This is a genomic window from Paraburkholderia sp. ZP32-5, from assembly GCF_021390495.1.
In the GTDB taxonomy this organism is placed as follows: domain Bacteria; phylum Pseudomonadota; class Gammaproteobacteria; order Burkholderiales; family Burkholderiaceae; genus Paraburkholderia.
In genome coordinates, this window is sequence record NZ_JAJEJP010000003.1 from 986,965 (window position 1) to 1,008,171 (window position 21,207).

At 61.7% G+C, this 21,207-nt stretch carries 21 protein-coding genes; 6 read left to right on the forward strand and 15 right to left on the reverse strand.

The window, feature by feature from the left end:
• Positions 1-41 precede the first annotated feature (41 nt).
• Both L0U82_RS36885 and L0U82_RS36890 read right to left on the reverse strand, forming a co-directional pair.
• Entirely contained in the window at positions 42-368 is a 327-nt protein-coding gene (locus L0U82_RS36885; protein WP_233838769.1) for a hypothetical protein, read from the reverse strand.
• A 181-nt stretch (positions 369-549) separates the two neighbouring features.
• On the reverse strand, positions 550-2,037 hold the full coding sequence (locus L0U82_RS36890) for a hypothetical protein (RefSeq protein WP_233838770.1): 1,488 nt from the start codon (positions 2,035-2,037) through the stop codon (positions 550-552).
• A gap of 863 nt (positions 2,038-2,900) precedes the next feature.
• On the opposite strand from L0U82_RS36890, the gene L0U82_RS36895 reads away from it, so the two are divergent.
• Positions 2,901-3,461 (forward strand): TetR/AcrR family transcriptional regulator, encoded by a 561-nt coding sequence (locus L0U82_RS36895; protein ID WP_233838771.1) that lies wholly within the window; start codon positions 2,901-2,903, stop codon positions 3,459-3,461.
• 136 nt (positions 3,462-3,597) lie between these two features.
• Here L0U82_RS36895 and L0U82_RS36900 read toward each other — a convergent pair whose 3' ends face one another.
• Positions 3,598-4,995 (reverse strand): dihydrolipoyl dehydrogenase, encoded by a 1,398-nt coding sequence (locus L0U82_RS36900; RefSeq protein ID WP_233838772.1) that lies wholly within the window; start codon positions 4,993-4,995, stop codon positions 3,598-3,600.
• Between the two features lie 166 nt (positions 4,996-5,161).
• On the opposite strand from L0U82_RS36900, the gene L0U82_RS36905 reads away from it, so the two are divergent.
• The 3 genes from L0U82_RS36905 (at position 5,162) to L0U82_RS36915 (ending at position 7,759) form a co-directional block, all read left to right on the forward strand.
• On the forward strand, positions 5,162-6,121 hold the full coding sequence (locus L0U82_RS36905; RefSeq protein WP_233838773.1) for an AraC family transcriptional regulator: 960 nt from the start codon (positions 5,162-5,164) through the stop codon (positions 6,119-6,121).
• 217 nt (positions 6,122-6,338) lie between these two features.
• On the forward strand, positions 6,339-6,611 hold the full coding sequence (gene grxC / locus L0U82_RS36910; RefSeq protein WP_233838774.1) for a glutaredoxin 3: 273 nt from the start codon (positions 6,339-6,341) through the stop codon (positions 6,609-6,611).
• 248 nt (positions 6,612-6,859) lie between these two features.
• Positions 6,860-7,759: a LysR family transcriptional regulator gene (locus tag L0U82_RS36915; protein WP_233838775.1), complete on the forward strand. Its 900-nt coding sequence runs from the start codon at positions 6,860-6,862 to the stop codon at positions 7,757-7,759.
• A 47-nt stretch (positions 7,760-7,806) separates the two neighbouring features.
• Here the strand turns inward: L0U82_RS36915 and L0U82_RS36920 are convergent, their stop codons facing one another.
• Positions 7,807-8,979 carry a glycerate kinase gene (locus L0U82_RS36920; RefSeq protein ID WP_233839369.1) on the reverse strand — a complete coding sequence of 391 codons (1,173 nt, stop codon included), beginning with the start codon at positions 8,977-8,979 and terminating at the stop codon, positions 7,807-7,809.
• A 16-nt stretch (positions 8,980-8,995) separates the two neighbouring features.
• Complete coding sequence (gene pyk, locus L0U82_RS36925) at positions 8,996-10,420, reverse strand: pyruvate kinase (RefSeq protein ID WP_233838776.1); 1,425 nt, start codon at positions 10,418-10,420, stop codon at positions 8,996-8,998.
• Positions 10,421-10,747: 327 nt separating this feature from the next.
• On the opposite strand from pyk, the gene L0U82_RS36930 reads away from it, so the two are divergent.
• Complete coding sequence (locus L0U82_RS36930; RefSeq protein WP_233838777.1) at positions 10,748-10,927, forward strand: hypothetical protein; 180 nt, start codon at positions 10,748-10,750, stop codon at positions 10,925-10,927.
• 131 nt (positions 10,928-11,058) lie between these two features.
• Here the strand turns inward: L0U82_RS36930 and yghU are convergent, their stop codons facing one another.
• Both yghU and L0U82_RS36940 read right to left on the reverse strand, forming a co-directional pair.
• Complete coding sequence (gene yghU / locus L0U82_RS36935) at positions 11,059-11,937, reverse strand: glutathione-dependent disulfide-bond oxidoreductase (RefSeq protein WP_233838778.1); 879 nt, start codon at positions 11,935-11,937, stop codon at positions 11,059-11,061.
• A 29-nt stretch (positions 11,938-11,966) separates the two neighbouring features.
• Positions 11,967-12,671 carry a glutathione S-transferase family protein gene (locus tag L0U82_RS36940; protein WP_233838779.1) on the reverse strand — a complete coding sequence of 235 codons (705 nt, stop codon included), beginning with the start codon at positions 12,669-12,671 and terminating at the stop codon, positions 11,967-11,969.
• Between the two features lie 254 nt (positions 12,672-12,925).
• Here L0U82_RS36940 and L0U82_RS36945 point away from each other — a divergent pair, with 254 nt between their 5' ends.
• Positions 12,926-13,564, forward strand: coding sequence for a TetR/AcrR family transcriptional regulator (locus L0U82_RS36945; protein WP_233838780.1), 639 nt, complete (start codon positions 12,926-12,928; stop codon positions 13,562-13,564).
• A gap of 90 nt (positions 13,565-13,654) precedes the next feature.
• Here the strand turns inward: L0U82_RS36945 and L0U82_RS36950 are convergent, their stop codons facing one another.
• From L0U82_RS36950 to L0U82_RS36985, 8 genes are all read right to left on the reverse strand, one after another.
• Positions 13,655-14,155 (reverse strand): 4-hydroxylaminobenzoate lyase, encoded by a 501-nt coding sequence (locus tag L0U82_RS36950; protein WP_233838781.1) that lies wholly within the window; start codon positions 14,153-14,155, stop codon positions 13,655-13,657.
• A gap of 90 nt (positions 14,156-14,245) precedes the next feature.
• The gene (locus tag L0U82_RS36955) at positions 14,246-14,848 is read right to left on the reverse strand and encodes an NADPH-dependent FMN reductase (RefSeq protein WP_326489809.1); all 603 of its coding nucleotides are present in this window, start codon (positions 14,846-14,848) and stop codon (positions 14,246-14,248) included.
• 27 nt (positions 14,849-14,875) lie between these two features.
• The gene (locus L0U82_RS36960; RefSeq protein WP_233838782.1) at positions 14,876-15,898 is read right to left on the reverse strand and encodes an amidohydrolase family protein; all 1,023 of its coding nucleotides are present in this window, start codon (positions 15,896-15,898) and stop codon (positions 14,876-14,878) included.
• Between the two features lie 38 nt (positions 15,899-15,936).
• Positions 15,937-16,710, reverse strand: a complete 774-nt coding sequence (locus L0U82_RS36965; protein WP_233838783.1) for a 2-keto-4-pentenoate hydratase — start codon at positions 16,708-16,710, stop codon at positions 15,937-15,939.
• On the reverse strand, positions 16,707-17,750 hold the full coding sequence (gene dmpG / locus L0U82_RS36970) for a 4-hydroxy-2-oxovalerate aldolase (protein WP_233838784.1): 1,044 nt from the start codon (positions 17,748-17,750) through the stop codon (positions 16,707-16,709). The genes L0U82_RS36965 and dmpG overlap by 4 nt, the downstream gene beginning before the upstream one ends.
• A 13-nt stretch (positions 17,751-17,763) precedes the next feature.
• Entirely contained in the window at positions 17,764-18,705 is a 942-nt protein-coding gene (locus L0U82_RS36975) for an acetaldehyde dehydrogenase (acetylating) (protein WP_233838785.1), read from the reverse strand.
• A 9-nt stretch (positions 18,706-18,714) separates the two neighbouring features.
• The gene (locus L0U82_RS36980) at positions 18,715-19,527 is read right to left on the reverse strand and encodes a fumarylacetoacetate hydrolase family protein (protein WP_233838786.1); all 813 of its coding nucleotides are present in this window, start codon (positions 19,525-19,527) and stop codon (positions 18,715-18,717) included.
• Positions 19,527-21,017, reverse strand: a complete 1,491-nt coding sequence (locus L0U82_RS36985; RefSeq protein ID WP_233838787.1) for a 2-hydroxymuconic semialdehyde dehydrogenase — start codon at positions 21,015-21,017, stop codon at positions 19,527-19,529. Before L0U82_RS36985 ends, L0U82_RS36980 begins: the two co-directional genes overlap by 1 nt.
• Positions 21,018-21,207: the final 190 nt, after the last annotated feature.

Genomic DNA, 21,207 nt, shown 5'->3' on the forward strand with positions numbered 1-21,207 from the left:
GCCGCAATTCGGTCTGCTGACGCTCGCCGTCATCGAGAAATTCAGCGATGCTGGTGACATTCCCAATCGTTATATGTCGGTTTGTCGATTGGTGTCAGTCCGGGAATCATAAACACCGTGCAGGTGAAATGCCGTCCTTTCCCGGTCGTGGCGTCGTAACTCACCTGCTGACCGCCCAGCGCGTTCTTCTGCCCATATTGGACGTCAGTAATGACAATCTCGTCCGAGGAGGCTAAGCCGATTGTCTTCGCAGTGGATGTCTGAACATCGATCATGTTCATCTGCGTTGTCCCGCACGCCGACACGATGAAACCGACGACCGACATTGCGATGGCAGTCCGCAGCGCGGAACGCATTTCTTTTTGCATGACTATTCCTTATCGATTGGTTGAAGCTTCACGCTGGCACGCGTACTCGAAACGGCACCGACACTGCCAGCTGGTTTAAGCGCATAGAGGCAGGCACAAGAAGGTTCGCTCTTCTTCCACGACCGAGCCTGCCGTTGCCGCGGCATCCGGCGACGGCAGTTCGACGATGTCTACAAGGCAATCATGTGCCGGGGGTATAGAAGCCGGCTTGCAGTTCGGGACCGACGTTCGGGACATACGATTGCCAGATGAGCGCCATTGCCCCGGAAGCGTTGACGGCCAGCGCGGGCCAGATGGCGTCCTGCGGGTCTTGCCCGAACAATGTCGACGTACTCCATGCACCGTTCCGATAGCTGGCAGCGACAACATCCGACGAGCCCGGCGTACCCGAGTCCACCCACGCGGCCGTAGCATTGCCCGCGGCATCGATCACCAGCGGCGGATACTGCCCCGCCGTGCCGTCCACGTGCTCGGTCAACTGATGCAACGGCCCCCAGTTTCCGCTGGCATCGGTAACGCTCGCCTGCAGAACGACGCCACCTTCCGCCCACATGACGGCCGCCACACCGTTTGCATTGACGCTCAGAATCGGCGTGGCGATAAAGCCGCTCGGCTCCGTAATTTCCGGGGCCACCGTCTGAGCCGCCTGCCAGCCGGTTCCCACGACGTAGCGCTGCGACATCGTGGTCGTCGAGATTTTCCCGCTCGTCACATCGAGTTGGCCCCACACCAGCGTGATGTTGCCCTTGGCGTCCATACCCGCCGAAGGGAGGTCGATCGTCGTGAACAGACTCGTGTTCGAGACCGCCTGGTTGACGTTGGTCCAACCGTTGGTCGCATCGAAAGTAGCGGTCCAGAGGGCCGACTGCGTCGTGTTGGTTTGCCTCCACGCGAGCACTGCGCTACCGGACGGCTGGACCGAAATCATCGGCCTTGTATTGGTGGTGTCTCCGGTGACGGCGCCCGGTCCAGTCTGCGCCGGCATCTGGATCTGCGCCGTCGTCGACCACGTGCCGTCCGGCGTATAACGCGTCCATTCGATCCGGGAATTGAGCAGATCGGTTGCTTGCGGCCAGGCGACGATGGCATTGCCCTGGTCGTCGATACCGGCCGTATAAGTAGAGCTCGTGACGTTCGGCGCCACTTCGAACGGCGTGCCCCATCCAGCGCCTGGACTATATGGGCGCGCCCATAGCGCGTAGGCATTGGGACCCGGCATCCACTCCGTCCAGAACGCGACCGCCTGGCCAGTGGCGTTGCCGACCAGTTGCGGCTGAATCGTGCCCGGCCCGGTCATCGAATGGCTGCCGTCGCCCGTATCCAGGCGCGCCGGCGTTCCCCAGCCCGACCCGGGCACATAACGCGCGCCCCACATCTCGTTGCCGAGAGTTCCAGCGGGACCGTTCGTCATCCATGTGACGAGCGTGTTGCCGTTCGCGTCGATGGTTGTACTGGGTTCGATTTCCGGGGCCTTGCCGTCCATTGCGACCGCGTTGGACCAACCGACCTGCGGCTGGGAGGTATTGCCGCCGCCGGGCGGCGGCGGATTGGAAGACCCGCCTGGGCCGGTAGCGGACGACGAAGAGCCGCTGTTGTGCGAATCGTTGCCGCCGCCGCACGCCGTCAACGTCAGACAGGCGGCCATGACAATCCATGCAATGGGTTTCATAAAGGTCCTTTTTTGTTAAATTGCCAACCGATGCTTCCCTGCTATTAATCTCCGCAAAGCACGACAGCTATAGATAATCGGGACATCCATTACCCGAATTCCTGCTCCATTACTTCAATCTGAAGACAAAGCGAACCCATGAGGCGTACCCTTTCGGCGTACCTCTTTTCATGGACTTCATGTATTGCTTTATAAATAACCAGAATCGCCCGGCACGGCACTTATTTCCGACTAGCCAAGGGTCATCAGCTGTATTTGTGAAATCCCCACGAGTTACCGACGCGATACAATCTGCCGCGGGCAGCATCAATACGGCTGGCGCAACGTGCCGCCTGCCTGTTGATCAATAGCTCGCCCTGAACGTTGACCGAAGCTCGGACAGTTCATCCGCGACATGGTTACCAATAAGATCCGCTGCGGTCGACTTTTCTGGATTAATCACCCCTTAACACTGATAGCGCGGCCGCGACAGTCAAAGCGACTACGCCGTTTATCCCGAATAAATTTTCATAGCCGCTATTGATCGATGGCCAGCTAAATTTTCGGGCCGTGACTTATACTTTGAAATGTTAAATATACTGAGGCTGGTGTAATCAGAATGATTGCAAGTTTCCCGTGCCGCACATGATATAGATCGTTCTACATTGAAGTCAACGGGTTTATAAACATATATTGAAATCACGGAACGCAGCGTTTGCCTCCGCCCATTGCACGGCGAAGTCGTCCGGACGAGGCCAGCTGCATGATCATCATCGCGCTTGACTGAGATAGATCGTTCTACATGAAGCACCGTGAAGAATCGTGACAGCGACATCCGGTGTTAAAATTCACCGGAAATATGTCAAATTGAGAGTGTGATCCGCATGCGTGCGAACAAACGACAACTTGTCGTTGACAAGGCTACCGAGCTGTTTTCGAAGCACGGCTTTCAGGCGGTGGGAGTGGATTGGATCATCGACGACTCCGGCGTAGCGCGAATGACGCTATATCGCCATTTTTCGGGCAAGGACGATTTGATCCGCGAGGTGCTGCTGCAACGTTATGCGCTAATCGTTGGCAGTATCGAAGCCCGTCTGCAGGAGCTGCAGATCCCGGAGGAGCGAGTCAAGGCAATCTTCGACTGGTATGGCGATTGGTTCGCCACACCGGAATTTGCCGGTTGCCTTTTTGAACGCGCACTGGCGGAGTTCGGCACCGAGTACCCCACCATTTCGGGCGTTGCCATCCAATATCGGGAAAAGATGACCAGCTGGATGGCGGAACTCCTGGAGGAGCTTATGCCGGCATCCGATGCGCAACACCTTGGCGACGTTTTCATGATGTTGCTCGACGGGGCAACCGTCAACGCGCGCGCCGCGAATGCCCCAACCCCAGCGTTGCAGGCGTGGGCTGCTGCAGAGGTTTTGTTGCGATCGAAGGTCTGAAGCAAGGTGAAGTAGCGATCAATACCTGCAGCCAGTCCAACAAGCACATCAGCCGACGCGCACCGGTCCATTGAACCCGACACGCGCCGGCCGCTACTCACATTCAGACTACCCGCCCCAAACTAACCTTCACGCGTTACCCGACAGCCCCAAGCCGTTCAGCCGCCGACCGCAACGCGGTCCGCAACCCTTCTTCAACAACCGGGTGATAAAAAGGCATCGCGAGCATCGCATCGACGGTCAGTTTCATCTGCAACGACCATGCGAGCAGATGCGCGATATGCTCGGCGTCCGGCCCAATCCACTCGGCACCGACGAACTGCCGGCTCGCCTTGTCGACATAGACATGCATCAGCCCGCGGTTACGCAGCATCACGCGGCTACGGCCCTGGTCCTCGAAGCTGACTTCGCCCGTCACGAACGAGCCCGGCGTCAGATCGCGATAACTCGCGCCCACCATCGCGATACCGGGATCGGAAAACACCACCGAAATCGGCGCGCGGCGCACGAGCGGCGTCACCTCCGGAAACCGGGCCGCGTTCGCGCCGGCGGCGCGCCCTTCATCCGCGGCTTCATGCAAAAGCGGCAATACGCCATTCACGTCGCCTGCGATAAAAACCGGGTGCGCGCCCGCCTGAAAAGTCAGCGGATCGTAGACCGGCACGCCGCTTTCATCGAGCGCGATCGACGTATTCTCGAGTCCAAGCGATCCGACATTCGGCTTGCGGCCCGCGGTAACGAGTACATAGTCGACGGTGATGTCACGCAACTCGCCATCACTGGTCCGATAGCGAATCTGTACTTCATCCCCATCGCGCGACACCGCCTCGACATCAGTACGCGCTTCGAAGCGGAACGCGTCGTCGAACACCTTCGCCGCATACGCGGTGATGTCGGGATCGGTCAGCGGGCCGACCTTTCCGCGCGCGCCGATCAACGTCACGTCCACACCGAGTCGCGACAGCGCTTGCCCGAGTTCGAGTCCGATCACGCCGGCGCCGATCACGGCAACGCGGCGCGGCAAGTCCGTCCAGTCGAATACGTCGTCGTTGATCACGACGCGATCGCCGAGCGCCCGATACATGGCCGGCACCACCGGCGACGATCCCGTCGCGATCACCACGCTGCGCGCGCTGACCTTCGTGTGATCGCCGACTTGCAGCAGGTTGTCGTCGATGAACCGCGCGTAGCCGGTCAAGCGATCGGCTTCCGGCATCTTCTCCACGCCATCGACGACGAACCCAACGAACCGGTCGCGCTCGCTCCTGACACGCTGCATCACTTCACGCCCGTCGACGCGCACCGTACCGTCGACGTGCACGCCGAACGGCGCCGTTGCCGCGGCGGAATGCGCGGCCTCGGCCGCCGCGATCAGCAGCTTGGACGGCATACAGCCCACCCGCGCACAGGTCGTGCCGTGAGCGCCCCCTTCGATCAGCACCACGGAAGCGCCGGCCGCCTTGGCCGTCCGATATGCCGACAGTCCCGCGCTGCCCGCGCCGATCACCGCGACATCGACCTTTACTGTTCTCATCTCGCACCTCGAAGGGGTTTGCATCGCCCGCCAGCCACCTTGGGCTGCTGCCGGGCACCGCGCGTTAATCAAGTAAAATCCGGCTTCATTGCTTGCCCACACTGTACGTTCGGCGCGACGCGGCGCGAAGTCGCGAACGGCTCAAAAACATGCTCAGGCGACTCATATGGATCTGCTCAGTCGAGTTCTCTCGCTGATTCCCGTCACCGGGCGACTCGAATTGCGCTGCCATTTCGGCGCGCCCTGGAAGATCGATGAGGACGTCGCGGGCGTGCGCGAGATTCCGTATCACGTGCTGCTGTCCGGCCAAGCCGTGCTCGAAGATCCGAACGGGCCGACGCAAAAGCTCGTAGCCGGTGACATCATCCTTTTCCCCGCCGGCAGCGCGCATCTGATACACGACGGCAGCGGCGAGGCGGCAGTACCGCCGAAGACAAGCCGCCAGGCGGCACCCGGCATCGTGGAAAACGATGGCCACGGCGACACCGCGAACTTTCTATGCGGCCGCTTTCTGCTCGGCGCCGTACCCGACCACCTGTTGCGCGATCATCTACCGGGCCGGCTGGTGGTGCATAGCGCGCCATCCGCAGCGACTGCCGATCCCGAGAGTCCGCAACAGTCGACGGTTCGCACCCGCTTGACCCAGTTGATCGAGTTGATGAACGACGAAGCGCTCGACCCCGGACCCGGCAGCGAAATGTTCGTCAATCATCTGTCGGCGGCACTCTTCGCGTTGACGCTTCGCTTCGCGGCGGAAGGTGCGGAACCGCCGCACGGTTTGCTCGCGCTGACCCGCCAGCCCCGTTTGCAGCCGGTGATATCGGCGATGTTCGAAACGCCCGGCAAGCCCTGGACGCTGGAGCAGTTCGCGGCGCTGTGCAACATGTCCAAAGCGACGTTCGTGCGCCAGTTTCAGGACGCCATTGGCCGCTCCGCAACGGATGTGCTGACCGAGGTCCGTATGACGATCGCGGGCCGCATGCTGTTGCGGACGTCCACGTCGATTGCGGTCATTGGCGAAACGGTCGGGTACCAGTCCGACGCGGCGTTCCAGCGCGTGTTCAAACGCCAGATCGGCGTGACACCGGCGCGCTGGCGAGCGTCCGGCGGCAACCTTCCCGCATGATCGGGACGCTGATCGCGATCCCGGGTGCGCCGCCCTATACCTCCGTTCGAATTGAAATGGGTGCGTCGGCATCAATGAGTCGATCGAGCAGTTTGATGATCCGATCTGCAATTCACGCCTCGAAGCACCACGCCTAAAGTCTGGTTACGCCGTCGCAAAGACAGCTGGCAATGCGGCCCCGGAGGCCGCCCATCAACCGGAACCAGAGGTGACTATCATGGCATCGATCACGATCTATACGAAACCGACATGCCCCTATTGCATCGCCGCGAAAGCACTGCTGCGCGACAAGGGTGCATCGTTCAGCGAAATCAGCATCGAAGGCGATTTGCGTGCCGCGACGTCGCTGTCCCAGCGTAGCGGACGTCGTACGGTGCCGCAGATTTACATCGGCGAATATCACGTGGGCGGTTACGACGATCTGAAAGCGCTCGAAGACCAGGGCCGTCTGGATGCATTGCTCGGCCGCGTTGCAGAATCGTCGCGTTGATCGCACATCACGACCGGACGATTGTAGAAATTGCGCCGGTTCCGAACGCCTGTCGAGCTTAAATACATCTGGCTGTTATCGGTAAAGCAAAGCGCCATCCGGAATACCGGCTGGCGCTTTTTTCATGTTTCGCGTTCGCCATTCGGCACCCGCGCCTGGTACCATGCATCACACGAGCAGCACGCGGCGATGTTCAGATTCAACGCGCCGATCTTGTGCATTGCGTCAGACCTGGAGCAGCGGCAGTCATGGAGATTCATCATCTACGAAGTTTCGCGACGGTTGCCGATACCGGCAATCTGTCGCGCGCGTCCGAGCAGTTGCATCTCACGCAATCGGCGATCTCCAAGCACATCAAGACGCTTGAAGAGGAGCTTCATACGAGGCTCTTCGAACGTACCCCGGCTGGCATGACGCTCACGTCGCAAGGCCGTAAGCTGCTGCCGCTTGCAATCGAAACGATTGCCGCCGCGGGCAGGATGATTTCGGTGGCCAGCGGGTTGAACGAAGAGATCGCTGGTCCGCTGCGGCTCGGCACCATCATCGATCCCGGTTCGATCCGGCTCGGCGCGTTGCTCAACAGGATCGTCGCACGCTATCCACGCATCGATATCCAGCTCGAACACGGTATCTCCGGCGGCATACTGAAGCGCGTGATCAATCGCGAACTCGATGCGGGGTTCTATCTGGGCGAGGTTCAGCATCCGCTGCTGGTGGCCACCGCGTTGACGCAGGAGCACTATGTGGTCGCCGCGCCGGCGGCATGGGACCATCGGGTTCGCGACGCGGACTGGCCTGCGTTACTGGATTTGCCGTGGGTCCGCACCGCGCAGGAGAGCTCGCAAACCGACGTCATCCGTCAGATAGAGCGCGCGCATGGGCGCAGCCGGCAAGCCATCGTCGAAGCGGACCAGGAGTCGTCGATGATCGAAATCGTGCGCTCCGGCGTGGCGCTTTGCCTGATGCGCGAACAACTGGCGACGTCGGCGATGGCCGCGGGCGGCATCACGATCTGGCGCGGAGAAAGGATTCCTTGCCCGCTGTCGGTCGTGACATTGCGCAGCAAAGCGGAAGACGCCGTGCTCGTCGCGCTGCGGGAATGCCTGCGTGACGTATGGGAAACGAGCGGGGACCCTCAATCCGCGTGAATCGCCGGCACGATTCGCCAATACGACTCGCCAACTCGATTCATCCACTAAGCCAGCATCAATCTCGCGAGCTGTTCGGCCTGATTGGCCAGATAAGCGGCGGTGTTTTGCATCGCGTCTTCCAATGCGATCGGCCCCGGCGCAATCGAAAAACAGCCGTGAAAATGGCCGTTCAGATCGACGAGAGAGAACGGATCGACCGAGCCGGATAGCAGCGTAGCCGGAACACTCGCCGCCTGCGCGAGTCTGGCGGCAATAAATGGCGCCTTGCCCGACAAGGTTTGTCCATCGGAGCGTCCTTCGCCAGTGAGCAACCAGTCCGCGCCTTGCAGAGCACGATCGAGGCCGATCTTGCGCGCAACGACTTCGCCGCCCGGCTCGAGATTCGCGCCGAGCATATAGAGCGCAAAACCGAGGCCGCCCGCCGCGCCTGCTCCAGGTTGCTCGCGCGCAGTGCGATCGAATGCACGCTCGACCGCATCCGCGAAACGGGCGAGACACTGATCGGTCGTTTCGAGTTGCTCCGGCGTAACGCCTTTTTGCGGCCCGAAGATATAGGTTGCGCCGGTGCGCCCCGTCAGCGGACTTTTGACATCCGACATGCCGATGAGCACAGCGTGTCGAAGGCGTTCATCGAGCCGACCGATATCGACCGTCGCGACACGCGACAATTGCGCCGGCACGGGCCTCACTTCATTGCCCTCGGCATCGAGCAAGCGCGCACCGAGCGCAACCAGCAGGCCCGCGCCGCCATCATTGGTGCTGCTGCCGCCCAGCGCGAGATAGATCGTTGTCACGCCGAGATCGAGCACATGACGAATCGCTTCGCCCACGCCCGTCGTCGAGCGTTCGAGAACCGGAACGCTGGTTCCCGCGGGGTCAGTCAGACCGACGATCTCCGCACTTTCGATCAACGCGCTACCGTCCGGCAAAAGCCCGACTGCCGCGGACCGCTGGGCGCCTGCAGCGCCTTGCACGTCGATCGTCAGCAATCGCGCACCGGCTCCCGCCACCGCGTTCAACGTGCCCTCGCCGCCATCGGCCATCGGACATACGCGCACTTGCGCATCGGGACGCACGCGCTTTATCCCCTCCGCCATCGCCGCGGCGACAGCCGATGCATCGAGCGAACCCTTGAACGAATCCGGCGCGATCACGACAATCGGAGCGCTTCGATCGGCTGCGTTGCGTTCTCTGTCCGCGTTGCCAAAGTTGAGCATGATTTTCACGCCCCCTTCAGATACGGACGATCTTCAACGTGTTGGTACCACCCGCCTGCCCCATCGGCTCACCGACGGTCAGCACGATGATGTCGCCGCGCGACGCATAACCCTTGCCGACGACAACTTCGACGGCCTGCGCCAGTGCCGCGTCGCGATCCACATTGGTCGCAAGATTCAGCGGCGTCACGTTGCGATACAGCGCCATCGTCCGCTCGCTGCTGGTACGCGGCGTCAACGCGAAAATCGGTACGTGGGACCAGTAGCGCGACATCCACAGTGCCGTCGAACCGGACTCGGTCAGCGCGACGATCGCCTTGGCGCCGAGATGATAGGCGGTGAACAGCGCACCCATCGCGATCGACTGGTCGATCCGCGTGAACGTGCGATCGAGGAAATCCTTGTCCAATTCCGACTGTTCGGATTTCTCGGCCTCGATACAGATTGCCGCCATCGTTTCGATCGTCTGCACCGGGTACTTGCCGGCGGCGGATTCCGCCGACAGCATCACCGCGTCGGTGCCGTCGAGCACCGCATTCGCGACGTCCGACACTTCCGCGCGGGTCGGCACCGGTGCGTGGATCATCGACTCCATCATCTGCGTCGCGGTGATCACGAACTTGTTCGATTCGCGCGCCATCCGGATCATGCGTTTTTGCAACGCGGGCACGGCGGCATTTCCAACTTCCACCGCGAGATCGCCGCGCGCGACCATGATGCCGTCCGACGCGTCGAGAATGCTCTGCAATGCCGGAATCGCCTCGGCGCGTTCGATCTTCGCGATCATCTTCGGCTTGATGCCGTACGGCGCGCCCGCGATGTTCGCGAGCTGGCGGGCCATTTCCATATCGGCGGCGTTTTTCGGAAACGACACGGCGACGAAATCAGCGCCAATCGACATCGCCGTGCGGATGTCTTCCATGTCTTTTTCCGTCAACGCGGGCGCCGTGAGGCCGCCGCCTTGCCGATTGATGCCTTTATTGTTCGACAGCTCACCGCCGATCTTCACGATCGTATGAATCTCACTGCCGATTACACGTGCGACGCTCAGCACGATCAGGCCGTCGTTGAGCAGCAACGTATCGCCCGGCTTCAGATCGCGCGGCAGGTCCTTGTAATCGAGGCCCACGCGATCGTCGTTGCCCAATTCGCAGGCGGAATCGAGCACGAACGGATTGCCGGCAAGCAGCGTCGTCCTGCCGTTTTCGAACTTGCCGACGCGGATTTTCGGGCCTTGTAAATCCGCCATGATCGCAACTTCGCGGCCGGCCTGGCGCGCTGCCTCACGCACGAATTCCGCGCGTTGCCGATGATCTTGCGCGGTGCCGTGTGAAAAGTTCAGCCGCACGACGTCGCAGCCTGCGTTGATCATTTTCAGAAGAACTTCCGGCTCACTCGACGCGGGGCCGATCGTGGCGACAATCTTGGTAGCTCGGATCATGGGGACTCAGTGGAGTAGACAATGGGACGTGCCGTCGTTTCGCCGCACCCGGCAGACACGGCGGTCATGACTGATCGTAGACAGACCGTCCCGACATTGCCATCGCTAATATTTCATCGCGTCGTTTCCAGAATGGAAATGGGCTAGTGAATTGCCGCTCGCGTGAAAAGCGTCCTGCTGGATGTAGGCGGATTTCGATGTGTGATGACGCACCCGGTGGCTACGAGGTCGCCAACGGTGGCTGCTGCGGCCGAATGTGCCCGCGTTGCGGGCACACCTGTAAAACGACGGGGTTTTGATGAACGGAATGACTGCGTAGAGGTAGCGATGTCACTTGTATTAGCGGCATCCGGCGGAGGCGGCGATCAACCCGACATTCCGCCGGTTTCACAACTGTTTGCCTGGACCAACGACAGCACCAACGTGGTCGTCCGCTTCGTGCGCAACGCCGACGATAAGCGCACGTCGACGGGAAACCAGCGCCGTCCGATCACGGCAACTACGTAACGCGCTACGCTGGTGCGTCGGGACACCGGCCCGTGACCACACCTTCGCGCGTTACGCAAGCAACGCATGTACAAGCGAGAGCCCGATGCCACTCGCGCCGCCGGTGATCAGCCTGCGCTTGCCCTCGATCTTTACTGCTGTGCTGCTTCCACCTTGTCTTGCGTCTTCGTATCGAAGTCGCTTGCGTCATGGCGTTCGCGAAGCTGGCCCGAGGGCTCGCCGCTCGTGCGGTTGACCATGCGCCCGCGCTTGACGGCCGGCCGTGCAAACAGCATCTCGGCCCAGCGTTGAACGTTCTTATAGTCCTGCACCGACAGGAATTCAGCCGCGCCGTATTGCCAGCCTTTGGCAAGGCCGCCGTACCACGGGAACACCGCGATGTCGGCGATGGTGTATTGGTCGCCGGCGAGATACTCGCTGTCGGCGAGGCGGCGGTCGAGCACGTCGAGCTGGCGCTTCACTTCCATCGCGAAGCGGTCGATCGCGTATTCGATCTTCTCGGGCGCATAAGCGTAGAAATGACCGAAACCACCACCCAGGTACGGCGCGCTGCCCATTTGCCAGAACAGCCAGTTCAGCGTCTCGGTGCGTGCCGCGACATCCTTCGGCAGGAACGCGCCGAACTTCTCGGCCAGGTACAGCAGAATCGACCCCGATTCGAACACGCGGACCGGCTCCGGCCCACTGCGGTCCAGCAGCGCCGGAATCTTCGAGTTCGGATTGATGTCCACGAAGCCGCTGCCGAACTGATCGCCCTCGCCGATCTTGATCAGCCACGCGTCATACTCGGCACCGGAATGACCGGCCGCGAGCAGTTCTTCGAGCAGGATCGTCACTTTCACGCCATTCGGCGTGCCCAGCGAATAAAGCTGCAGCGGGTGGCGCCCGACCGGCAACACCTTGTCGTGCGTCGGCCCGGCGATCGGCCGGTTGATGCTCGCGAACGTGCCGCCGCTAGGCTTGTTCCAGGTCCAGACCTTCGGCGGAATATAGTCGTGTGAATCGCTCATACTGCTCTCCATAACTGTTCAATGTAGGCTCAGGCAGCCGGCGGATAGTTGGACGGGAAGAGCGCGCGCCGGGTTTCCTCGTCGTTGACCTTCTTGAACTCGTGATCCTTGCCGACCGCTCTCGCACGGGTTGCCGCGGGTCGCGCATCGACCGTCGCGAACAAGCGCTTGAGATTCGGAAATGGAGCCAGCGGATCGTCGGCACCCTTGCGCACGCGCGACGCACGATCGAGCCATCCCCACGCCGAAATATCCGCGATCGTATACGTTTCGCCGACGATATGGTTGCGCCCTTCCAGATGATCGTTCAGCACCTGGTAATGGCGCTCGGCCTCGCGTCGATAGCGATTCGCCGCATAGTCGAGTCCCGCGGGTGCCGCAAACTGAAAGTGCACGGCCTGGCCCGAGAATGGGCCAAGGCCGGATGCAAGGAACAGAAGCCACGACAGCAGTTCGGGTCTGTCCTCCGGTGCACCCAGCAATTTTCCAGTTTTCTCCGCCAGATACAGCAGGATCGCCGTGGAATCGAAGACGCGCGCCTCCTTGCTGCCCGGCCCTTCCGTATCGACGATCGCGGGCACCTTGCCATTGGGGTTGATCGCGCGGAATTCCGCTGTGTGCTGCTCGCCCTTGCTCGTATCGACCGGAATCATTTCGTAAGGCAGACCTGTCTCTTCGAGAAAGAGAGCGATCTTGGCCGGGTTCGGCGTCGGATGGAAATAGAAACGAATCATGTCGATGCCCTCAGGTTGACGAAGCGGTTAAGTCCAGTGACGATCGCCACATAGCCGAGCCAATGCAATTTTCCCTGTCGCTCTCGTACGGGACGCGAGGCGAATAGACCGGTGAAGACTGCTCTCGTAGAGCATGACGTACCTAACGCCGATCTTCAGATCACGCCTTTCTGTTTTAGAACATGCATTCTATAATCGCTCATCGCAGCGAAACTGGCAAGCTCACTGCGCGATGACCGGACAGGTGACACATCATGGCGAGACCCAGAGAATTTGACGAAAATGCCGTGCTGGACGCGACGATCCAGTGCTTCTGGCGATACGGCTACGAAGCGACATCGGTGAAAGACCTCACCGAAAAAACGGGTGTCACCGTGGCAAGCCTATACAACGCGTATGGAGACAAGCGAGGACTGTTCCGGGCAGCGCTCGATCGATACGTGAACGACAGTGTCGCTGACCGCATACGACGCTGCGAAGCACTTCCACCGCTCGAAGCGATTCATGCGTTTTTCGATGAGATCCTGCGTCGCTCGCTAAATGACCGCCAGCACAAGGGCTGCATGCTCGTGAACTCCGCGCTGGAAGTAGCGCCACACGATGCTGAATTCCAGAAGGTCATCGCTGGCGTGCTGGTTCGTATCGAAGGGTTCTTTCTCGATCGTGTCAAAGCTGGGCAGGCCGATGGAACGGTGAACCCGTCGCTGTCCGCGGACGTGCTTGCCCGGCATCTGCTCGGCGTGCTGATGGGTGTTCGCGTGCTGGCCCGGGTGTGCCCCGAAAAGGCCATGCTGGAAGGCGCGATTGCTCCAGCGCTTTCACAGCTCGCGGTAACTGAGTGCGACCGTAATCAGCGGCGCAAAAGGAGTGACCGTCGTTTAGCACACGGATGAGATCGTCGTGCGGACGTGCGACGGGCAACGAATAACAAATAACGGGCAACGCCAGGCTGCCCGTACTAACCACAAAGAAAACAGATCCGCTTAGGCCCGTTCCGCCGGCGGCACCTTATATTCGATCTTCCCGCCCGGCAGAAAAAACAGCATCAGCGCCCGCCCCTGCACGGTCGGAAAGTGCTCGCTCAACGGCGCGAAAACGCGCCAGCCTGCCCCCGTGCCGCAGAAGGTCGCACCGGGTTCGAGCGGAATGATCATGTTGATCTCACCATTCGTATGACAGTGGTATTGACCTTTTACGTCGCGCAGCAAGCCACTTTCGACGCTCATGCCAGCCGTTTGCTCGACCGGTTCGGAAATGCGGCCGCGCCGATAGTCGGGGCCTTCGATTTCGACATAGGCTGCCCATTGCTCCTCCACGCCGAGTTTCAGCAAACGGCTGAGCGTTTTATAGCCGTCCGTCTGCGCGCCGTAATGCTCGTTCAGATAAGCATTCAGATTGGCATCCAGCGGCATGCCGCGAATCGCGTCGCAGAGTTCGTGCACGACGTCGAGAAATTCCTGCTTGTGGTCTCCGCCAGGTAGCACGGCGTTCTCCTTGATCAACAGACCGGCAAGCACCGGTCCTATGGTTTGTATTCGCGACGATCGTTCTTTCGATGCGTCCGGAAGCGTCATTCAGTTTAGCCGGGCGACCACCCGATGCAAGGCCGCACCCACGGCAACCACCTGGCGCTCCGCCGGTTCGCTCCTCATTCTGCCGTCTTCGCCCCACGCCTCGTGAGCGAGTCCGAGCGCGAAGCTTTCGGGCACGACCAGCATACCGAGCTTGTCCAGCACCGTGCGCAGCGCGCTTTGCGAACGCAGTCCGCCAAGCGGTCCGGGCGATGCGGAAACCAGCGCGGCTGCCTTGCCCGCTACCAGCGTCACGCCGGAGCGGCCGTCGGGAAGCGGCCGGCTCACCCAGTCGATGGCGTTTTTCAGCAGCGCCGTATAGCCGCCGTTGTACTCGGGCGATGCGACGAGTAGCCCATGATGCTCGGCAACGCATTGCTGAAGTCGCCGGGCGGCTTCGGGTACGCCTTCGTCGGCTTCCAGTTCCGCGTCATAAAACGGCAGCGGATAGTCGGCGAGATTGGCGAATGTCACTTCGCCGCCCGCTTCCGTCACGCCCCGTGCGGCCAGATCGAGAAGCCGGCGGTTTAACGAACCGCGGCGGACGCTGCCGCATAGAGCAAGTATTTTACAGTCATGGTCAGTATCGCGGATATCGTAGTGGATCGGTTAAAGCGGACTGTGCGTGTCCGTTCAGCGCGCGGCTACGGGTTCGGACACGAGATCGAAGAAGCGGATCGCATTCTCGCTGCAGAGCTTGCGTTTCGTGTTTTCGCCGAAGCCGTCGTGGCGTTCGATCAGGCCACCGACCTGCTGCTCGCCGAGTGGAAACGGATAATCCGAGCCGAGCATCACGCGGTCCTCGCCCATCACATCGACCAGCAGCCCCAGCGCCTTGTCGTCGAACACCGCGCTATCCACATGGAAACGCTCCACATAGGACGACGGCAGATGCGGGCAATCCTCCCGAACGATATCGCGCTCACGCCACGCGTTGTCGACGCGTCCGAGCAGAAACGCGAAGCTGCCGCCGCCGTGCGCGAAGCACAGCTTCAGGTTGCGCGGCAACCGTTCGAAGCCGCCGGAGAGGATCAATGAAAGGATGCCCAATTGAGTTTCCGCGGGCATCGCGACCAGCCACGGCAGCATCCATTTCTTCATGCGGCCGTCGGTCATCATGTCCCATGGATGCACGAGCACCGGAATGCCCTCGTGCGCACAGTGCGTGAGGAACGCCACCAGCATGTCGTCGTCGAGGTCGCGCTTGTCGACGTGATTGCCGATCTGCACACCAATGTGCCCTTGCGCAAACGCTCGCGATGCTTCGTCGCAGGCGAGTTGCAGATCCTGCAGCGGCACCTGCGCGAGCACCTTCAGACGGTCCGGCGCGGCAATGCATTGTTCGAGCGCGTGATCGTTCATGCGTCGCGCCCATTCGAGAGCCGAACGGGCCTCATGACGGTAGCCGAACATGATCGGCGTCGCGCACATCACCTGCACGTCGATGCCGAGGCGATCCATTTCCTCGACGCGCCGGCGCGGATCCCACAGCGCGCGGCCAACCGGACGGAAGCGCCGCTCGCCGACCATGATCATGCCGGTGTCGCCGTTATCGTCCACGGTGAGCCACGGTGCGTCGTCGGCGCCCAGCCGGGCCGCTTCTTCCCGCGTGATGAGCGGGAAGAAGTGGGCATGCATGTCGATCTTTTTTAACATGATTGAACTGCCTTTCTTGCTTGCGTCCGGTACGGACGTCAACGGTTGATCAAGGTCGTCGTGAATTCGGCCTGCCCGATCCCCGACACCATGCACTGCACGTGCAGACCCGCGCGAAGCGGCTGCGCGGCAGTGGCCGCGCCCGCCATGATCAGACTGCCCGCGGGCAGCGTAAGCCCCGCGCGATGCAGCAGTCGCGACGCTTGCACGACCGAGCGCAGTGGATCGCCGAGAATCGCGCCTGTCGATCCTGTCTGCACGTCACGGCCGTCGAAACGCAGCGCGACGCCCGCATTGCGCAGATCAGTCACGCGGCTCGACCATGGCCCGACTACGAGCCCCGCCGACGAGCAGTTGTCCGCCACGACGTCTTCCAATGTGAAGCGGAAATTCTGGTAGCGCGAGTCGATGATCTCCATCGCGGGCGCGACACCGTCCAGGTATCCGGCAGCCTCCAGCGCCGTCAACGGCGCCGAGATATCGCGCGCGGTCAGGAAGCACACTTCCGGCTCGACGCGCGGATGAATCAGGCGTCCGAGATCGACGGGCGCGCCGTCCTCTTCGAGCATCGCATCGGTGAGCCATCCCCAGATCAGGCTGTCCACGCCCATCTGGATCATCTTCGCGCGGCTCGTGAAGCCGAGCTTGATGCCGATCACACGCTCACCGCGCGCACTTCGTCTTTCGATCGACGCACGCTGGATGCGATACGCTTCGTCGACCGAGAACGGCTCGGTCAGCGTGAGTTGCTCGATCGCGGTTGCGCGGCGCGCGGCTTCGTCGACACGTTCGGCCAGCAGGGCGAGATTCACGAGGCGACCTCCATCGACGGCGATTTCGCGCGCAGCATGTCGAGCGCCACGTCGACGATCATGTCCTCCTGGCCGCCCACCATCCGGCGCCGCCCGAGTTCGACCATGATGTCGAACGCCGACAGACCGAACTTCGCCGCCGCGGCTTCCGTGTGGCGCAGAAAGCTCGAATACACACCCGCATAGCCGAGCGCGAGCGTCTCTCGATCGACGCGCACGGGCCGCTCCTGCAGCGGTCGCACGATGTCTTCGGCCGCATCGATCAGTTTCTTCACATCGCAACCGTGATTGAGGCCCGCGCGATCCACCGCGGCAATGAAGACTTCGAGCGGCGCGTTGCCCGCACCCGCGCCCATACCCGTCAGCGATGCATCCACACGGTCGCAGCCTTCGTTGAGCGCGACCATCGAATTGGCGACACCCAGTGACAGGTTGTGATGCGCGTGAATGCCGGTCTCGGTGGCGGGATCGAGCACGTCCTTGAATGCGCGAAAACGCTGCGCAACCTCGTCCATATTCAACGCACCGCCGGAGTCCACCACGTACACGCACTGCGCGCCGTACTGCTCCATCAGCTTCGCCTGCTTCGCGAGCGAGAATGGGTCCGTACAGTGCGACATCATCAGGAAGCCGACGGTGTTCATGCCGAGCTTGCGCGCATATTCGATGTGCTGCTTCGAAATGTCCGCCTCCGTGCAATGCGTGGCAATCCGCACGACGCGCGCGCCTGCATCGTAAGCGTTGCGCAGGTCGTGAACCGTGCCGATGCCGGGCAACAGCAGTGTCGCAACCTTCGCATGACGGACCGTCGATGCAACCGCTTCGATCCATTCGAGGTCGGTGTGAGCGCCGAACCCGTAGTTGAAGCTCGAGCCGGCCAGGCCGTCGCCGTGCGCGACCTCGATGCTGTCCACGCCGGCTTCATCCAGTGCACGCGCGATCTGTACAGCCTGCGCCACGCTATAGCGATGACGCACCGCATGCATGCCGTCACGCAGCGTCACGTCGGAAACGTAGATTTTCTTGCCACCCTGATTCATAGGAGATCTCCTGTTACGCCTGCAGACCGGTCAGCGCCAGTTGTTCGGCCGCACGCACCGCGGCGGAGGTCATGATGTCCAGATTGCCGGCATAGGCAGGCAGGTAGTGCGCCGCGCCTTCGACTTCCAGAAACACGCTGACTTTCAGCGCGTATTCGCGACCCGGCAGACGCGCGGCGAACTGCGGCGGCACCGGCACGCGATCGAACTGCACTTGCTGCTTCAGCCGATAGCCGGGCACATAGGCCGCCACGGCCTTCACCATCTCGTTCACGGACGCATCGATGAGCGCGTGGTCGGCGTCTTCGTCAGTGAGGCAGTAGACGGTGTCGCGCATCATCAGCGGCGGCTCCGCGGGATTCAGAACGATGATCGCCTTGCCGACGCTTGCGCCTCCCACCGTTTCGATCGCGCGCGCGGTCGTCTCGGTGAACTCGTCGATGTTCGCGCGCGTTCCAGGCCCCGCGGACCGGCTCGAAATCGACGCGACGATTTCCGCGTAATGCACGGGGCTCACGCGCGAGACGGCCCTGACGACGGGAATCGTCGCCTGGCCGCCGCACGTGACCATGTTGATGTTCGGTGCGTGCAGATGCTGGTCGAGATTGACCACCGGAACGACGAACGGCCCGATCGCCGCCGGCGTCAGATCGATCACCTTCACGCCATGCTGGGCGAGCACCTGCGCATGCTGAGCGTGCGCGCCGGCGGAAGTGGCGTCGAAAGCGATCTTGATGTCCTTGAACACCGGCATCGCCACGAGCCCGTCGATACCGTCAGCCGTCGTCGCGACATTCAGACGCGCGGCGCGCGCCAATCCTTCTGACTGTGGATCGATGCCGACCATCGCCGCCATCTTCAGATGCTTCGCGTGACGCATCAGTTTGATCATCAGATCGGTGCCGATGTTGCCCGAGCCGATTACTGCCACGGAAATTTTCGCGTTGTCTTTCATCGCTTCGCCTTATGCTTCTGTCGAGAACACGGCCCGGACCGAACCAAGCCCCTCGATTTGCGCTGTCATTACGTCGCCCGGCCGCACTGCAACCATCGGCCCGAGCGCGCCCGTCAGAATCACATCGCCGGCGCGCAACGGCGTGCCGTATCGCACCATCGTGTCCGCGAGCCAGATGGCGGCGTTCAGCGGATGGCCGAGGCACGCGGCGCCGATGCCGCTGCTCACCTGATCGCCGCGCGATTCCATCAACATGCCGCAGTTCACCAGATCGAAATCGCCGAGTTTGACGGGCCGGCTGCCAAGCACGAACAGCCCGCTCGACGCGTTGTCGGCCACGGTGTCCACGAGTCTGATGTCCCAGTTGGCGATGCGGCTGCCGACCACCTCGATGGCCGGCAGCGCATAGGCGGTCGCGTTCAGCACGTCGACCAGCGTGTGCCGCTCCCAACCGAGGTCGTGTTCGAGCACGAGCGCGATTTCCGCTTCCACCTTCGGCTGCTGCGTGAGGTACAGCGGAATCTCCTGACCGTCGACAAAGGCCATGTCGTCGAACAGCGCACCGAAGTCGGGCTGATCGACGCCCAGTTGTGCCTGCACCGATTTCGACGTGAGCCCGATCTTGCGGCCCACGACGCGCCGGCCCATGTCCACGCGGCGCCGTGTGTTGATCTGCTGAACGCGATACGCGTTGGCGATCGCGTCGCCGCCGAGCGACACGATGGTGTCGCGTATTGGCGCAATCGGCGCGAAAGGAACATTCACCTGTGCTTGCCAGAGTTCGTCGGCGATCCGCTCCAGTGTTTGATCGACGCGAGCCATCAGATCACCTTCACGCATACGTTGGTCAGTTCGGAATAGAAGTCCATCGAATGACGGCCGCCTTCCCTTCCGAATCCCGACAGCTTCGCACCGCCGAACGGCGTGCGCAGGTCACGCACGAACCACGCGTTGACCCAGACGATGCCCGTCTCGATCTGCCGCGCGACGCGATGGCCACGTGACAGATTCGAAGTCCATATGCTGGCCGCGAGACCATACGGGCTATCGTTGACGCGCCGCACGACTTCGTCTTCGGCATCGAAGGGCGCCACGTGGCAGACGGGCCCGAAGATCTCTTCGTTGACCGTGCGCGCGGTATCGGGCAGACCCGTCCAGATGGTCGGCAGGATAAACGCGCCGTCGTCGCATGCATTGCCGAAGCTGGGCACCGTGCCGCCCGTTACGACGGCGGCGCCCTCTTCGACCGCCAGTCGGCAGTAGCTCAGTACCTTGTCGCGATGACCGCGGGAAATCAGCGGCCCCGTCGTCGTGCCCGCTTCGTACGGAGAGCCGATTCTGAGCGCTTCGGTTTTCTGTTTGAACGCGGCGATGAAGCGATCGAAGATCGGCCGCTCGACGTACACGCGTTCAGAGCACAGACACACCTGACCGGCGTTGGTGAAGCTCGATCGCACTACGCCGTCGACTGCCGCGTCGAAATCCGCATCCGCGAAAACCACGGCCGCGTTCTTGCCGCCGAGTTCGAACGACACGTTTTTTACGCCGTCAGCGACGGCCTTCATGATCGCGCTGCCCGTTCGGGACTCGCCGGTGAACGTGACGGCGTCGATGCCGGGTGAACGCGTTAGCCACTCGCCCGCCGCGTTCGGGCCATGGCCGTGAACGAGATTGAACACGCCGGCGGGCAAGCCGACGTCGCGCATGACTTCGGCGAGTAGCGTCGCGGAAGTCGGCGTTTCCTCGGAGGGCTTCGCCACGACGCAGTTGCCCATCGCGAGCGCCGGCGCGACTTTCCATGTGAACAGCAGCAGCGGCAGGTTCCACGGTGAAATGATGCCGACTACACCGAGTGGCTTGCGTGTGACGTAGTTCAGGTACTCGTCACCATCGGCGCCGACGGTTTCGAAGCACTCGCCGCCCGCGGTCTTGATCAGATCCGCAAAGGTGCGGAAGTTGGCAATGCCGCGCGCGACGTCGAGCGCTTTGGCCTGCTGGATCGGACGGCCCGTATCGGCGACTTCGGCCGCGACGAATTCGTCGAAGCGGGCCTCGATACCATCGGCGATTCGATGCAGCCATGCCGCGCGCTCGACGACGCTCATCTTGCCCCAGGGCCCTTGCAACGCGGACCGTGCTGCTTCGACCGCGCGCTCGACGTCGCTCTGGCGAGCCTCGCACACACGCGACAACTCATGTCCGTCGATGGGGCTGTGGTTGGCAAACGTGTCGCCAGAATCGACGAACGTTCCTCCGATGAAGTGCTGGAGTCGCGTCGGCAACGCGATCTCGGCATACGATGGGTAATTCACGTGATCTCCTGCTATGCGTAGAGTTCGTGCTGGGGTCGGCTTATGTATGGGCCTTAGTGTAGGCAAGCCTCTTGCACACGGATAATCAAAGATCGACTCGTCGGTATTCGTAACGGGAATAGCAAACCAAGGCACAAAAAAAGCCTGCATTCTCAGGAATGCAGGCCAAGCCCTCTATTTGCTGCGATCA

What these genes read in the sequence shown, in the direction of transcription:
- L0U82_RS36885 (WP_233838769.1), bottom strand. Translation starts at nt 368, where the DNA reads ATGCAAAAAGAAATGCGTTCCGCGCTGCGGACTGCCATCGCAATGTCG.
- L0U82_RS36890 (WP_233838770.1), bottom strand. Translation starts at nt 2,037, where the DNA reads ATGAAACCCATTGCATGGATTGTCATGGCCGCCTGTCTGACGTTGACG.
- L0U82_RS36895 (WP_233838771.1), top strand. Translation starts at nt 2,901, where the DNA reads ATGCGTGCGAACAAACGACAACTTGTCGTTGACAAGGCTACCGAGCTG.
- L0U82_RS36900 (WP_233838772.1), bottom strand. Translation starts at nt 4,995, where the DNA reads ATGAGAACAGTAAAGGTCGATGTCGCGGTGATCGGCGCGGGCAGCGCG.
- L0U82_RS36905 (WP_233838773.1), top strand. Translation starts at nt 5,162, where the DNA reads ATGGATCTGCTCAGTCGAGTTCTCTCGCTGATTCCCGTCACCGGGCGA.
- grxC (WP_233838774.1), top strand. Translation starts at nt 6,339, where the DNA reads ATGGCATCGATCACGATCTATACGAAACCGACATGCCCCTATTGCATC.
- L0U82_RS36915 (WP_233838775.1), top strand. Translation starts at nt 6,860, where the DNA reads ATGGAGATTCATCATCTACGAAGTTTCGCGACGGTTGCCGATACCGGC.
- L0U82_RS36920 (WP_233839369.1), bottom strand. Translation starts at nt 8,979, where the DNA reads ATGCTCAACTTTGGCAACGCGGACAGAGAACGCAACGCAGCCGATCGA.
- pyk (WP_233838776.1), bottom strand. Translation starts at nt 10,420, where the DNA reads ATGATCCGAGCTACCAAGATTGTCGCCACGATCGGCCCCGCGTCGAGT.
- L0U82_RS36930 (WP_233838777.1), top strand. Translation starts at nt 10,748, where the DNA reads ATGTCACTTGTATTAGCGGCATCCGGCGGAGGCGGCGATCAACCCGAC.
- yghU (WP_233838778.1), bottom strand. Translation starts at nt 11,937, where the DNA reads ATGAGCGATTCACACGACTATATTCCGCCGAAGGTCTGGACCTGGAAC.
- L0U82_RS36940 (WP_233838779.1), bottom strand. Translation starts at nt 12,671, where the DNA reads ATGATTCGTTTCTATTTCCATCCGACGCCGAACCCGGCCAAGATCGCT.
- L0U82_RS36945 (WP_233838780.1), top strand. Translation starts at nt 12,926, where the DNA reads ATGGCGAGACCCAGAGAATTTGACGAAAATGCCGTGCTGGACGCGACG.
- L0U82_RS36960 (WP_233838782.1), bottom strand. Translation starts at nt 15,898, where the DNA reads ATGTTAAAAAAGATCGACATGCATGCCCACTTCTTCCCGCTCATCACG.
- dmpG (WP_233838784.1), bottom strand. Translation starts at nt 17,750, where the DNA reads ATGAATCAGGGTGGCAAGAAAATCTACGTTTCCGACGTGACGCTGCGT.
- L0U82_RS36975 (WP_233838785.1), bottom strand. Translation starts at nt 18,705, where the DNA reads ATGAAAGACAACGCGAAAATTTCCGTGGCAGTAATCGGCTCGGGCAAC.
- L0U82_RS36980 (WP_233838786.1), bottom strand. Translation starts at nt 19,527, where the DNA reads ATGGCTCGCGTCGATCAAACACTGGAGCGGATCGCCGACGAACTCTGG.